We start from the raw sequence: 12,844 nt of genomic DNA on the forward strand, positions 1-12,844 counted from the left end.
CCCAGAAAAATACCGATAACCCAACGAGGACCCGAGGGTCGCGCCTGCTCGCCAGCCGGCCGGACCCCGGGGCCCGGCGTGCCAGCGACCATGAACGATACGGATAGCAGAAAAGATCCGGACGGCTACAACTACGACGTCGTCCGCCAGTTCACCCTGATGACCCTGGTCTGGGGCATCCTCGGCATGGGCCTGGGGGTGTTCATCGCCGCCCAGCTGGTCTGGCCGGCGCTCAACCTCGACCTGCCCTGGACCAGCTTCGGCCGCATCCGCCCGATCCACACCAGCCTGGTGATCTTCGCCTTCGGCGGCAGCGCGTTGTTCGCCACCTCCTTCTACGTGGTGCAGCGCACCAGCGGCGTGCGGCTGATTTCCGACGTCCTGGCGCGCTTCGTGTTCTGGGGCTGGCAGGCGGCGATCGTGGGGATGATCGTCAGCTACCCGCTGGGCTACACCACCTCCAAGGAATACGCCGAGATGGAATGGCCACTGGCGCTGTGGATGGCCATCGTCTGGGTGGTCTATGCCTACCTGTTCTTCGGCACCATCGCCCGCCGCAAGGTGAAGCACATCTACGTCGGCAACTGGTTCTACGGCGCCTTCATCATCGTCACCGCGATGGTCCATATCGTGAACCACGCATTGCTGCCGGTGAGCCTGGGCAAGTCCTACTCGGCCTATTCCGGCGCCACCGACGCGATGATCCAGTGGTGGTACGGGCACAGTGTGGTCGGCTTCATCCTCTCGGTCGGCTTCCTCGGCATGATGTACTACTTCGTGCCCAAGCAGGCCGGGCGACCGATCTACTCCTATCGCCTGTCCATCGTGCATTTCTGGGCGATCATCTCGATCTACATCTGGGCCGGTCCGCACCACCTGCACTACACCGCGCTGCCGGACTGGGCGCAGTCGCTGGGCATGGTGATGTCGCTGATCCTCCTGGCACCGAGCTGGGGCGGCATGATCAACGGCATGATGACCCTCTCCGGGGCCTGGCATAAGTTGCGCGACGACCCGATCCTGCGCTTCCTGGTGGTGTCCCTGGCGTTCTACGGCATGTCCACCTTCGAAGGCCCGATGATGGCGATCAAGACGGTCAACTCGCTGTCCCACTACACCGACTGGACCATCGGCCATGTCCACGCCGGCGCCCTCGGCTGGGTGGCGATGATCTCCATCGGCACGCTCTACCACATGATCCCGAAACTCTGGGGCCGCGAGCGGATGCACAGCGTCGGCCTGATCAACGCGCACTTCTGGCTGGCCACCATCGGCACCGTGCTGTACATCGCCTCGATGTGGGTCAATGGCATCACCCAGGGCCTGATGTGGCGGGCGATCAACGAGGACGGCACGCTCACCTACTCGTTCGTCGAGGCGCTGGTGGCCAGCCATCCGGGCTACGTGGTGCGCCTGCTCGGCGGCGCCACCTTCGCCAGCGGCATGCTGCTGATGGCCTACAACACCTGGCGGACCCTGCGCAGCGCGCAGGAGCAGCGGCAGCCGGTCCTGGCGGCCAGCCAGGGGGCCTGAACATGCTGTTGTCCCTGCTGTGCCTCTCCACCCTGGTGCTCGGCCTCGCGCTCAGCCTCGCCGGCAGTACCCGCGAGGAACGCGAGCAGGCCGCCCTGCTGCCGTTCGCCGACGATCCCGAGGCCGCCCGCCGGGTCGCCCGGGATACCGGCAAGATCTGCCGGCAGGTGGTCCGCCCCCTCGAGGAATCCCGCGAGGCCGCCGGCCCGCCGTTCCTCGCCTGAACCGACTCCATCATCCAGGGATGGATGCCTCCAGCACGAAAGTGCCTTGCGGGGCCGGCAACGGCCCCTTTCTTTCGCTTCGAAGAGTTCCATGAACGACTCCCCCAGCACCGCCGTACGCACCTGGCTGAAAGGCTTCCGCCCCCTGACCCTGAACGCTCGACCGCGCGACTGCCTGCGCGCCGGACTCGGTGCCTGCATCGGCGCGCTCGCCGCGGTATTCGCCTGCCAGGCGTTGTTCGGCAGCGAACTGGCGCTGCGCCTGGCAGCGCCGCTCGGCGCATCCGCCGTACTACTGTTCGCCCTCGCCTCCAGCCCCCTGGCGCAACCCTGGTCGATGTTCGGCGGCAACCTGGTCGCCGCCCTGGCCGGCGGTCTCAGCGCCTACTGGTTCGGACACGATCTGGCCCCGGCCCTGGTCGGCATGGCCCTCGGCATGCTGCTGATGTTCGCCCTGCGCTGCCTGCATCCGCCGAGCTGCGCGCTGGCCCTGAGCGTGGCCCTCAACCCGTCCCTGAGCGAACTCGGCATCGACGTGGTCTGGCCGATCCTGCTCTCCACCCTGGTACTGATCGGCTGCGCGCTGCTCTACAACAACCTGATGCGCTCTCCCTACCCGCGCCCCTACCAGCCGCCGCGGGCCAATCTCCATGGCACCCGCGACCTGGCGCCGAGCGCGCGAACGGACTTCTCCGCCCGGGACCTGGACCAGGCGCTGCAAGACTTCGGCGAATACGTCGACATCACCCGCGACGACCTCGAGCGACTGATCCACCACACCGAGCGCTACGCCTTGCGCCGGCGCATGGGCGAGCTGACCGCGGCACGGATCATGTCCCGCGACGTGCAGACCGCCAGCACCGAGACCTTCATCGACGACGCCTGGAAGCAGTTGCAGGACCACCGCCTGAAGGCCCTGCCGGTGCTCGACGAGCATCGGCGGCTGGCCGGCATCGTCACCCAGAGCGACCTGCTCAAGCACTTCCGCCCCGACGGCAGCCCGTTCAAGCGCCTGCGCTTCCTGCGCGGGACCAAGCTGAAGACGATCATGACCACCCCGGTGGTCTGCGTACAGGCCGACACCCACGCCGTCGAGCTGGTCTCGCTGCTATCCGACGAAGGCCTGCACTGCCTGCCGGTGCTCAACGAAGCCGGCTACCTGGTCGGCATCGTCAGCCAGACCGACCTGATCGCCGCGCTCTACCGCAACTGGCTGCAGCACCTGGGCCAGGCCGATCAGATCACGTAGTCCCAGCGCTGCGACCAGTCGCTGTCCTCGCGGACCACTTCGCGCAGCAACTGGAACGCATGGCGCAGGGTCGGCGACAGGCGCTCGCGGGAGTACACCAGGTAGGTCGGGTAGGCGAACTCCGGCGCCTGCTCGACCCGTTGCAGGGTGCCGCCATCCAGGTAGCTGCTCACCACCCGGGTACGGAAATAGCCGCTACCGCCGTTCTGCATGATGTACTGCAGGGCCAGCGGCCCGAGGTTGCAGGCCAGCGCGGCCTTGGCCCGGTCCGGCAGCGCGGCATCGTGCTGGCTGCGGAAATCCGGGCCCCAGTCGACATACAGATAGGGCTCCGCGGATACCACGGAACGCACCATCACCAGCTTTTCCTCCAGCAACTGCTCGACCTGCAGCCCCGGCCAGTATTCCGGCTGGTAGACCAGCGCGGCATCCAGCGCGCCCTGCTCCAGTTGCTTGAGCAGGTCGGCGCCCTGGCCGATCTCGACCCGCACGGCGTGGCCGGGAATCGCCTCGCGCAGGCGCCGCATCCAGTTCAGCAGCAACGGATTGCACAGGCTGACCTCGCCACCGAGGTTGAGCAGGTTGCGGAAGCCGTCCGGCAGCGGCAGGTCGCGTCGCGCCGCATCCCAGGTCTGCACCAGTTGGCTGGCGTAGCCGAGGAAGTGTTCGCCGTCGGCGGTCAGGCGCGCGCCCGCGCGGTTGCGCACGAACAGCCGGCAGCCGAGTTGCCCTTCGAGGTTCTGGATGCGCGCGGTGACGGCCGTCTGGGTCAGGTGCAGGCGTTCCGCGGCAGCGACGAAACTACCGCTGCGGGCGATCTCCAGGAAGGTACGGGCGAGGTCGATATCCATGCGAAGCGGTCCGCTGCCACAGGTGGGCCGCCATTCTAGGCTGTGCAGGCGCGGGCGGCGAGCGCAAGGCGGCCTGGCCGCGCTCCTGGAAATCTGCGACAAAACACCGCGCCTAGCCGCTTCGGCACGCCTAAACCCTTCGAAAAAGCGACAACCTGTTGCACAAACGCGCCACGCCGTGACTTTTTCGCTTTCGAAAGCATCAGTTAGCGTGACCGAACACGGTGGAGCCGGGAAGCGCCACCCATGTTCCACACAGACATGAACGAGAGAGACCGACTCCCATGAACGCTACGCTCCGTTTCAACGAGGCTTTGCTGATCACCGGGCGCGCCTTCCAGCCATACCAGTGCGTTGCCTGGTCCGAGCTAGGCAGTGACGGCGGCCTGAGCCTGTCCGTAGTCGATCGCACCGGCACCCGCCTGCTGGGCCGTGCACGCATTCCGAGCTCCGCCTACTCCGATCCGGAGCAGCTTGCCGGCCTGCTGCAACAGGCACGCGAAGAACTCAGCCACAACGGCTACAACCTGCAGGACTGGAGTATGCCCAGCCAAGGCTGAGCCGCTCCATACGACGAAAGGCGCCCACGGGCGCCTTTTTCGTTTCCTCTATTCGAGGCGGTCGTGCTGACGGAACGCCACGCGCACCGCGTTGCGCCCTGCATCCTTGGCCTCGTAGAGCGCGCGATCGGCCTCGCGATAGAGCGCGTCCAGGCCCATGCCGGAGGTCGAATAGGCCACCCCCAGGCTGATGGTCAGGCAGGGGCCGGCGCTGGAGCCCAGGTGCTCGATGCCCAGCGCCTCCACGGCCTGCCGCAGGCGCTCGGCGATGGCCAGGGTGTTGCCCTCCTCGCTGTCGTAGAGCAACACGGCGAACTCCTCCCCGCCCAGGCGCGCGGCGATATCCAGCGGCCGCCGCGCGCCCTGCCGGAGCACGACGCCAAGCTGGCGCAGGGCGGCATCGCCGGCCGGATGCCCGTAGTGGTCGTTGTAGGCCTTGAAGTCGTCGACATCCACCAGGATCAGCGCCACCCCCTTTTCCTCGCGGGCGCCCTGCTCCAGGGCCCGCTGGGCGAGCAGCTCGTAGTAGCGTCGGTTGACCAGGCCGGTGAGGCTGTCCTGTTCGGCCATCATGCCCAGCAGCCGCCGGCCGAGGAACTGCTCGCGCTGGGCGTAGTCCTGCAGGTACAGGGCGAACGAACAGATCAGCACCACCAGGCCGTTGTAGAGCGTATTCAGCAGGTTGGTGCGCAGGTTCTCTTCGCCGCCGAAGAGCAGGAATACCGCCAGGTTCAGGGCCAGGCACAGCAACGCCAGGCGCACGCAGGCCCAGAACGCCAGGCCGAGTGGGAAGAACACCGCGAGGATGCCCAGGGTCGCGCCCAGTTGGGTGAAGCGCGGCACCCCATGCCACTCGAACAGCACGTCGCAGGCCAGCACCGCCAGGTTGATCAGCAGCAGGCAGTAGGGGGCGATGGCATCGCCGACCTTGCGCAGGCTGGGCAGGAAGGCCGCCGGCCAGACCACCAGCAGCAGGCCGATCATTCCCAGGCGCACGCCCAGCAGTTGCTCGAACAGGCTGGGGTGCAGGCGGATGTCCACCATCATCCAGTCGGCCACGATGAACAGCGCCCAGATCAGGAACGCCACCCCGATGGCAGCACGCCGCTGCATCAGCGAGTTCCAACTGAGAAACTCGCGAAACTCGTTTTCCAGCTCCTTTTCGAACCGCAACCAACGAAAACCGTTGCGCAACTGGCGCGCATACGGATTATCCGGCAGACCAGCCTGTACCAGGCCGTCGCGTGCAAGCATGCTGACTCCCCTACCTCGGACCGAACGCTGGAACAGGCCTGGACGACAATACCCTGGCGCCTCTACAGCGATGAGTCAAAAAGCCATCACCCGTTACCAGACAATAGGGCATGCGGCGTGCCGAGGCGATACCAGCCATCGGCGCAGCGGGACGCCCCGGCGAGCGAATGGCAAGATCCGTGGGCCAACTGGCATTGCGGCCAGGTCCGAAGGAGGCCAGACTGCCGCCATCGCCATGAGGTCATGCCATGCCCGAACCACGCCTGATTGCCTGCCTGATCTATCCCGACGTGATGAGCCTGGACGTGACCGGACCGCTGCAGGTATTCGCCTCGGCCAACGTCGAACGCCAGCGCCAGGGTCTGCCGCCTTTCTACCGGATACAGGTGCTCGGCGAGCGTAGCGAAGCGGTGCCCAGTTCCGCGGGCATCCGCATCTGCGCCGACCTCGCCTGGCGCGACTGTCCACCGGAAAGCCTGGACACCCTGTTGGTGCCCGGCGGCCTCGGTGTCGAGGCGCAGACCCGCAACGCCGACCTGCTCGCCTGGCTGAAAGCCGCCGAACCGCGCATACGGCGGCTCGGCTCGGTGTGTTCGGGAGCGCTGATCCTGGCCGCCGCCGGGGTTCTCGACGGGCACCCGGCGACCACCCACTGGGCCGACGTGGCGACGCTGCGCCAGGGGTTTCCCGGCGTCCATGTGCAAGGCGACCGCCTGCACACCTACGACCCGCAGTGCCGCGACGGCGACGCCCACATCTTCACCTCGGCCGGCGTCACGGCGGGAATCGACCTGGCCCTGGCGCTGGTCGAGGCCGACCTCGGCCGCAGCCTGGCGCTCAGCGTCGCGCGACGCCTGGTGATGTTCCTCAAGCGTCCTGGCGGCCAGGCCCAGTTCAGCGCCTGGCTGACCCCGGAACCGAGCCGCACCCCGCGCCTGGCCGCGCTGCTGGAGTGGATTCCCGCCAACCTCGCCGGCGACCTGTCCCTGGAAGCCCTCGCCGACCGGGCCTGCATGAGCCCGCGTACGCTGTCCCGGGTATTTCTCCAGGAACTGGGCGTGGCGCCCGGTCGCTACGTCGAGCGGGTTCGCCTGGAGGCCGCGCGCGCCCTGCTGCAGGACGCCCAGGCATCGATCGCCACGGTGTCCCGGCTGTGCGGCTTCGGCCATCCGGAAAACCTCCGGCGGACGTTCCACAAGCATCTTTCGGTCAGCCCCCAGGAATACGCCGAACGCTTCGGCATGCTGGCCTGACGCTCCCACCAAGGACCTTCCCATGCTGGAACTGCGCCCCAACTGCGAGTGCTGCGACCGCGACCTGCCCGGCGACAGCGGCGACGCGCTGATCTGCACCTTCGAGTGCACCTTCTGCCGCGATTGCGCGACGACCCGCCTGGGCGGCCAATGCCCGAACTGCGGCGGCGAACTGCTGGCCCGGCCAAGGCGTCCGCGGGATGCGCTGGTCCGTCAGCCTGCCTCCAGCCGGCGCGTCGTCAAGCCCGGCGGTTGTCCGGAGTGACGCCATGCTGCTACGCAACCCGACCCTGCTCCTGCTGTTCTGCGGCCAGGCCCTGTACTGGTCCTGCTCGCTGATCGGCATAACCCTGACCGCCCTGGTCGGCGTCCAGCTGGCGCCGTTGAACAGCCTGGCCACCCTGCCCCTGGCCCTGCTGGTGCTGGGCAACCTGCTGGCGGTGCAGCCGTTGTCGCACTTCATGCAGCGCCACGGCCGACGTCCCGGGCTGATGCTCGGCGCCGGCGGCGGCGTGCTCGGCGGTCTGGTCTGCGCCGCCGGTGTCTGGACTGGCGATTTCCTCTGGTTCTGTCTCGGCGCGCTGGGCATCGGGGTCTACCAGGCCTCGGCCATGTACTACCGGTTCGCCGCGCTGGAGGCGGTGGATGCCGGGCGGAAAGGCCGCGCCAGCGCCTACGTGCTCGCCGGCGGGGTACTCGCCGCGCTGCTGGCGCCGAGCCTGGCGCTGTGGTCGCGCAACGCGCTGGCCCAGCCCTTCGTCGGCGCCTATCTGCTGATCGCCGCGCTGGCCCTCGCCGGCCTGCTGCTGATGGCCCTGCTCCGCGAAGGCCAGGCGCCGCGCCCGGCACGACTCGCCTGGCGCGACATAGGCGGCCTGTTGCGGCGGCCGGTGGTCCGCGCGGCCATCGCCTGCACCGCGACGGGACACGGGTTGATGATCCTGATCATGAACGCCACGCCGCTGGCCATGAGCTTCTGCGGCCTGCCGCTGGAACAGTCGAGTCGGGTCATCCAGTGGCACGTGCTGGGAATGTTCCTTCCGGCGTTCTTCGCCGGAGCGCTGGTCGACCGCATCGGCAACCGTCGCGTCGCCCTGCTCGGCGCGCTCCTGCTCGCCGCAAGTGCCGGCATCGCCCTGGGCGGGCAGTCGGTCATACATTTCCTGCTCAGTTCGCTGGCCCTGGGCAGCGGCTGGAACCTGATGCTCATCGCCGGCACCACCCTGCTCGGCGAGGGCCACGCCGAAAGCGAGCGCGGCGCCGCGCAAGGATTGATGGAGCAAGGCAACAGCCTGGTGGCGGCGCTGATGTCGTTCGGCTCCGGCGCCCTGATCACCAGCCTTGGCTGGAACGCGGTGAACCTGCTGGTCTGGCCGGCGCTGCTGGTGGCGCTGGCACTGCTCTGGCCGGTACGGCGAACGCGGATACTGTCGCGCTGAAACGCCGGCAACGAAAAAGGCGACCTTGCGGTCGCCTCTTCTGCTTTACGGAAACGCCTCAGTAGTAGGCGTTCTCCTTGTTGCTGTGGTCGGTCACGTCGCGCACGCCCTTCAGTTCGGGAATACGCTCGATCAGGGTCTTCTCGACGCCATCCTTGAGGGTCATGTCGACCATCCCGCAGCCCTGGCAACCGCCGCCGAAACGCAACACGGCGATGTTGTCCTCGACCACGTCGACCAGGCTCACCTGTCCGCCGTGGCTGGCCAGGCCGGGATTGATCTCGGTCTGCAGGTAGTAGTTGATGCGTTCGGTGATCGGGCTGTCCTCGTTGACCATCGGCACCTTGGCGTTCGGCGCCTTGATGGTCAACTGGCCGCCCATGCGGTCGGTGGCGTAGTCCACCACCGCGTCTTCGAGGAAGGGCTCGCTGACCGCATCGATCCAGGCAGTGAAGTCCTTCAGGGCGATGGCGGTGTCCTCGACCTTTTCCTCGCCCGGCTTGCAGTAGGCGATGCAGGTTTCCGCGTACTGGGTACCCGGCTGGGTGATAAAGATACGAATGCCGATACCCGGGGTGCTCTGCTTCTCCAGCAACTCGGCCAGATACGCTTGGGCAGCTTCGGTAATGGTGATGGCGCTCATGGCAACTCCTCGCAAATATGCCGACAGTTTACGCCAATCGGTACTTGCGGATAAAGCCCTAGTAAATTAGTAGGAATAATTCGCGATAACCGACCCGCCCCTTGCGGAGCGGGTCGCGACGCTCAGAGGTTCTCGTAGCGATTCATGTCCAGCGCGCCCGCCTCGACCGGTTCGGTTTCGCGGATGTACGCCTCGAGATCGTGGAAGTAGCTCCAGAACTGCGGATTGCTGCGGCGCACGCCCCAGCGTTCGACCACCTTGTCGAAGTCCTCGCTACTCTTCGCCGCCTCCAGGGCGCCGACGAAGGCCTCGGCATCCGTCGCCGGCAGATCGAACATGAAGTTCGGATAGCTGGACAGCACGCCGGGGTAGATCGTCAGGGTGTCCAGGCCCGGCTGGTAGCGCAGCGACTCGCCGAGCATGAAGGCGACATTGCTGTGCGCGCGGTTGCGCAGCACGGTATAGATCTCGCGCTTGCTGCTGGACGTACGTATCCGCAGCATGGTCGCCTCGGGGAAGCGCTCGATGACCTTGAGGCCGGCCGCCGGCCGGCTGACCAGGCGACTGAAGGCCTGCTCGGCGTCCTGCAGTTCGCGGTCGATGCCCGGTCGATAGCAGTTGCCGTCCAGGCAGCGGTTGATCGGGTCGGGGCGCGCATTGAGGTCGCCGTAGCGACGCAGCAGTTCTTCGGCGAAGGCCTTCTTCGGCTGCTTCTCCGGCAATCCCAGCGCGCTCGGCGTGTCATCGTCGAAGGCCTGGTAGTCCATCCACATCTTCAGCTTGCCGCTGTTCTGGTACCAGTCGTCAAGCAACGGCTGGCGCGCGTCGACCGGCATCAAGCGGAGGAAGTTCTGCTCGGCGCCGTTGCGGATCAGGTCGAAGTACAGGCGCGTCTGCGCCTGGTGCGAGACGTTGCCGAAGACATCGAAGTTCACCACCAGCCCGTAGTAGGTTCGCTCGAACAGCGGGTAGTCCATCAGCCACAGGGTCTGCGGTACCTCGCCAAGCAGGCCCTTGCGCACCGAGGCGCTGTCGAACTGGCGGAAGATGCTCAGCAGGGCGTTGTCGTTGCCGTGCCAGATCGTGTTCCAGGTCGGCGGCGGCGCGTCGGCGTAGACGTCCTGGCGCAGGTCTTCGTACTCGTTGCGCTTGTCCCGGTAGGCGCTCCACAGGCCGAGCAGGTTCTTCAGCTCGTCGATCTGCCCCGGCAAGGCCAGCAGCGGCTCGCTCTGCGCGCGGAAGTTGGCGTCGGTGACGAACAGGTCCTGCTCGGGGTCCTGGAATACCACCCAGAAGTTGTCGCGGATCACGTCGGTGGCGATCTGTCCACGGCAGACCGGCCCGCGGATGAAGGTACGGGTGAAGTACTCGGCGTTGTCCAGCATGAACTGGTAGCGCGCCCGTGGCGGGATCGCAGCGAAGGTGACGAACGGGTTGGCGCGGCTCTGCACGCCGTAGCCGGGAACCTTGTCGGTGTTCCACTGGGTGCCGAAGAACAGCTCCTGGACGCGTTCCAGCTTCTTCGCCGTCAGCGGATAGGTGATGTGCGTCTTGTGGACGATCACGCCCTGGATCGGCCAGAGGCGGTAATAGAAGCTGTTGCCCGGATCGTCGTTGGGACGCCGGGTCGGGATCGGGTCGATCGGCTGGCCGCTGGGCGTGCGTGAACGCACCAGCTGGAAGAAGTGGCCGGGCGCGCCCTGTTCCGGGAAATACAGGTGCGCCAGGAACAGGTGCTCGTAGAGCCAGCGCGAGACCAGGCTCTGCTTGGCCCCAGGCTGGTTGAGGAAACGCTCCCAGCTGGCCACCTGGCGCGCCTCGGCGGCGGTCGGCCGCAACGGCTGCTGGTCGACCGGGGCGCCCGCGGCCAGCCACTTCTGCAAAGTGGCGTATTCGTCGTCGCTCAGCCCGGCCACCGCGAAAGGCATGCCGGAACCTGGGTTCTTGCGGATGAACGCATCGATGCTGGCCGGCGTCGGGCACTGGTTGGCGCGGTTGATCGAAATGTCCAGGCCTTCGGGGATCTTCGCATTCGGCTGCAACGGCTGGCTGTGGCCAAGCTCGAGCATCCGCGCCATCAGTGCGGCCTGGCCGTCCTGCGGTTCGAGCACCGACCAGAAGTCCTTGCGCCGCCAGGCGTCGGCACCGTGCGCATCGAGGTACAGGCGGGTGGTTTCCTGCGCCTTGGTCCGCGTGCCGTCGTAGACCGGCAGTTGGTTGGCGCCGCGCTGCGCGCCCTCGGCGCTGCTCAGGTTGAGCTGGCAGGGCGAGTCGTAGCAGGCGTGGCAGGCGACGCACTTGGCGGTAAAGATCGGCTGGACGTCACGGCTATAGGAAATTTCAGCAGCGGAAACAGACTGGATAAAAGACGACAAAACGAAGGCCAACCCAACCAACGGTCTTGGCAACATGAACCACTCCTCACTCGGCGACGGGCGATTCTAGCAAACCCGCCTCTCTGCGCCGCACTTTCACAACGGCGGGCGAACTCGCCCCGGGCCTGAGCCGCCATTTCGCCAGCATTCCACCGGCTTCGGCCGCCACGTATGCTAGCCGGGCTCCCAGGCCCGCCCTGGCGATCAAGGACGATGACTTCGAGGAAACAGGGATATGTTTCGACTCGCCGCGCCCCATCCGCGCCCGTTCGCGTGCGCCCCACGTCCCCTCTTCGCCGCTTTCCGCCTGCTGTCGCCAGGCGGCGCTTCCGTTCGCGCCCGGCGCGGCCTGGTCCATCCTTTCGCCGCCCTGGCGGCCCAACGGAGAACCCGCCCCATGAAACTGCTCGCCGGCAGCTTCGCCGCTCTCTTCCTGAGCCTTTCGGCCCAGGCGGCGGACTGTACTTTCACCCAGCTGGAAATCGTGCCCCAGTTCGGCTCGCCGAACATGTTCGGCGGCGAGGACGAGCACGTCCGCGTGATGTTCAGCAACGAGGATCCCAACGACGACAACCCCGATGCCTTTCCCGAACCGCCGGTCTACCTGGCCGACCGCGACAGCGGCAACGATTGCCGCATAGAGGACGGCGGCATCTGGTCGCGCGGCGGCGTGTTCCTGAGCCAGGACGGCCGGCGCGTGCTGATGCATGAATTCAGCGGCTCCAGCGCCGAGCTGGTGTCCTACGACAGCGCCACCTGCAAGGTGGTGCACCGCGAGGACATCTCCGGCCAGCGCTGGGCGGTGGACAAGGACGGGCTGCGCCTGGGTGAGAAATGCTCGGGCGAATCCGTCGACAGCTGCGCGAAGATCGTGAAGCGTTCGCTCGCGCCGTTCTGCCAGACCGCAAAGAAATGATCCGGGCCGGAGCGCCCCTTATCGACACGCATAGGTGATACATGGACAGTCTCGATCAATGCATCGTCAACGCCTGCAAGAACAGCTGGGACAAGAGCTACCTGGCCGGCACCCCGAACAAGGACAACTGTTCCGGCTTCGTCCAGTCGGTGGCCGCCGAGCTGGGCGTACCGATGCCCCGCGGCAACGCCAACGCCATGGTCGACGGCCTGGAGCAGAGCTGGACCAAGCTCGCCTCCGGCGCCGAGGCCGCGCAGAAGGCGGCCCAGGGCTTCCTGGTGATCGCCGGCCTGAAGGGCCGCACCTACGGGCACGTCGCGGTGGTCATCAGCGGTCCGCTGTATCGGCAGAAGTACCCGATGTGCTGGTGCGGCAGCATCGCCGGCGCGGTCGGCCAGAGCCAGGGCCTGAAGTCGGTCGGCCAGGTATGGAATCGCACCGACCGCGACCGCCTCAACTACTACGTCTACTCCCTGGCCAGTTGCAGCCTGCCCAGGGCCAGTTGATTCAGGCCGTGCTGCGAATGAGCCAGACTCATTCGCAGCAC

Annotated in this window: 13 protein-coding genes; 9 read left to right on the forward strand and 4 right to left on the reverse strand. The window is 66.8% G+C overall.

What is annotated here, in order from left to right; translation table 11 throughout:
• Positions 1-90 precede the first annotated feature (90 nt).
• From ccoN to AC4OR5_RS15630, 3 genes are all read left to right on the forward strand, one after another.
• Positions 91-1,533: a cytochrome-c oxidase, cbb3-type subunit I gene (ccoN, locus tag AC4OR5_RS15620; protein ID WP_015503097.1), complete on the forward strand. Its 1,443-nt coding sequence runs from the start codon at positions 91-93 to the stop codon at positions 1,531-1,533.
• A 2-nt stretch (positions 1,534-1,535) separates the two neighbouring features.
• Positions 1,536-1,757: a hypothetical protein gene (locus AC4OR5_RS15625; protein ID WP_003108719.1), complete on the forward strand. Its 222-nt coding sequence runs from the start codon at positions 1,536-1,538 to the stop codon at positions 1,755-1,757.
• Between the two features lie 91 nt (positions 1,758-1,848).
• A complete protein-coding gene (locus AC4OR5_RS15630) occupies positions 1,849-3,006 on the forward strand; it encodes a CBS domain-containing protein (protein WP_058160643.1) in 1,158 nt (385 codons plus the stop codon).
• Here AC4OR5_RS15630 and AC4OR5_RS15635 read toward each other — a convergent pair.
• On the reverse strand, positions 2,994-3,857 hold the full coding sequence (locus tag AC4OR5_RS15635; protein WP_003108721.1) for a LysR family transcriptional regulator: 864 nt from the start codon (positions 3,855-3,857) through the stop codon (positions 2,994-2,996). The two genes, AC4OR5_RS15630 and AC4OR5_RS15635, sit on opposite strands and share 13 nt — an antisense overlap.
• A 284-nt stretch (positions 3,858-4,141) precedes the next feature.
• Between AC4OR5_RS15635 and AC4OR5_RS15640 the strand changes: the two genes are divergently transcribed.
• Entirely contained in the window at positions 4,142-4,417 is a 276-nt protein-coding gene (locus AC4OR5_RS15640) for a DUF1652 domain-containing protein (protein WP_003098204.1), read from the forward strand.
• A 48-nt stretch (positions 4,418-4,465) separates the two neighbouring features.
• Here AC4OR5_RS15640 and AC4OR5_RS15645 read toward each other — a convergent pair whose 3' ends face one another.
• Positions 4,466-5,671, reverse strand: coding sequence for a GGDEF domain-containing protein (locus AC4OR5_RS15645; protein ID WP_003088044.1), 1,206 nt, complete (start codon positions 5,669-5,671; stop codon positions 4,466-4,468).
• 248 nt (positions 5,672-5,919) lie between these two features.
• Here AC4OR5_RS15645 and AC4OR5_RS15650 point away from each other — a divergent pair, with 248 nt between their 5' ends.
• From AC4OR5_RS15650 to AC4OR5_RS15660, 3 genes are read left to right on the forward strand one after another with little or no spacing between them, the layout of a single operon-like run.
• Positions 5,920-6,924: a GlxA family transcriptional regulator gene (locus AC4OR5_RS15650; RefSeq protein ID WP_003088040.1), complete on the forward strand. Its 1,005-nt coding sequence runs from the start codon at positions 5,920-5,922 to the stop codon at positions 6,922-6,924.
• Between the two features lie 22 nt (positions 6,925-6,946).
• Positions 6,947-7,189, forward strand: a complete 243-nt coding sequence (locus AC4OR5_RS15655; RefSeq protein ID WP_023106630.1) for a DUF1272 domain-containing protein — start codon at positions 6,947-6,949, stop codon at positions 7,187-7,189.
• Positions 7,190-7,193: 4 nt separating this feature from the next.
• Positions 7,194-8,363: an MFS transporter gene (locus tag AC4OR5_RS15660; RefSeq protein ID WP_058160645.1), complete on the forward strand. Its 1,170-nt coding sequence runs from the start codon at positions 7,194-7,196 to the stop codon at positions 8,361-8,363.
• Positions 8,364-8,421: 58 nt separating this feature from the next.
• Here the strand turns inward: AC4OR5_RS15660 and nfuA are convergent, their stop codons facing one another.
• Both nfuA and AC4OR5_RS15670 read right to left on the reverse strand, forming a co-directional pair.
• A complete protein-coding gene (nfuA, locus tag AC4OR5_RS15665) occupies positions 8,422-9,006 on the reverse strand; it encodes a Fe-S biogenesis protein NfuA (RefSeq protein ID WP_003088034.1) in 585 nt (194 codons plus the stop codon).
• 122 nt (positions 9,007-9,128) lie between these two features.
• Positions 9,129-11,417 carry a fatty acid cis/trans isomerase gene (locus AC4OR5_RS15670; RefSeq protein WP_116271237.1) on the reverse strand — a complete coding sequence of 763 codons (2,289 nt, stop codon included), beginning with the start codon at positions 11,415-11,417 and terminating at the stop codon, positions 9,129-9,131.
• Between the two features lie 361 nt (positions 11,418-11,778).
• On the opposite strand from AC4OR5_RS15670, the gene tsi1 reads away from it, so the two are divergent.
• Positions 11,779-12,297, forward strand: a complete 519-nt coding sequence (tsi1, locus tag AC4OR5_RS15675) for a type IV secretion system immunity protein Tsi1 (RefSeq protein ID WP_003132761.1) — start codon at positions 11,779-11,781, stop codon at positions 12,295-12,297.
• Positions 12,298-12,338: 41 nt separating this feature from the next.
• Positions 12,339-12,803: a type VI secretion system effector peptidoglycanhydrolase Tse1 gene (gene tse1, locus AC4OR5_RS15680; RefSeq protein WP_003088027.1), complete on the forward strand. Its 465-nt coding sequence runs from the start codon at positions 12,339-12,341 to the stop codon at positions 12,801-12,803.
• Positions 12,804-12,844: the final 41 nt, after the last annotated feature.

The sequence above is a fragment of the Pseudomonas sp. YA1 genome, assembly GCF_058680555.1.

Excerpts from the sequence above, each read along its gene's own strand:
- ccoN (WP_015503097.1), top strand. The coding sequence starts at position 91 with ATGAACGATACGGATAGCAGAAAAGATCCGGACGGCTACAACTACGAC.
- AC4OR5_RS15625 (WP_003108719.1), top strand. The coding sequence starts at position 1,536 with ATGCTGTTGTCCCTGCTGTGCCTCTCCACCCTGGTGCTCGGCCTCGCG.
- AC4OR5_RS15630 (WP_058160643.1), top strand. The coding sequence starts at position 1,849 with ATGAACGACTCCCCCAGCACCGCCGTACGCACCTGGCTGAAAGGCTTC.
- AC4OR5_RS15635 (WP_003108721.1), bottom strand. The coding sequence starts at position 3,857 with ATGGATATCGACCTCGCCCGTACCTTCCTGGAGATCGCCCGCAGCGGT.
- AC4OR5_RS15640 (WP_003098204.1), top strand. The coding sequence starts at position 4,142 with ATGAACGCTACGCTCCGTTTCAACGAGGCTTTGCTGATCACCGGGCGC.
- AC4OR5_RS15645 (WP_003088044.1), bottom strand. The coding sequence starts at position 5,671 with ATGCTTGCACGCGACGGCCTGGTACAGGCTGGTCTGCCGGATAATCCG.
- AC4OR5_RS15650 (WP_003088040.1), top strand. The coding sequence starts at position 5,920 with ATGCCCGAACCACGCCTGATTGCCTGCCTGATCTATCCCGACGTGATG.
- AC4OR5_RS15655 (WP_023106630.1), top strand. The coding sequence starts at position 6,947 with ATGCTGGAACTGCGCCCCAACTGCGAGTGCTGCGACCGCGACCTGCCC.
- AC4OR5_RS15660 (WP_058160645.1), top strand. The coding sequence starts at position 7,194 with ATGCTGCTACGCAACCCGACCCTGCTCCTGCTGTTCTGCGGCCAGGCC.
- nfuA (WP_003088034.1), bottom strand. The coding sequence starts at position 9,006 with ATGAGCGCCATCACCATTACCGAAGCTGCCCAAGCGTATCTGGCCGAG.
- AC4OR5_RS15670 (WP_116271237.1), bottom strand. The coding sequence starts at position 11,417 with ATGTTGCCAAGACCGTTGGTTGGGTTGGCCTTCGTTTTGTCGTCTTTT.
- tsi1 (WP_003132761.1), top strand. The coding sequence starts at position 11,779 with ATGAAACTGCTCGCCGGCAGCTTCGCCGCTCTCTTCCTGAGCCTTTCG.
- tse1 (WP_003088027.1), top strand. The coding sequence starts at position 12,339 with ATGGACAGTCTCGATCAATGCATCGTCAACGCCTGCAAGAACAGCTGG.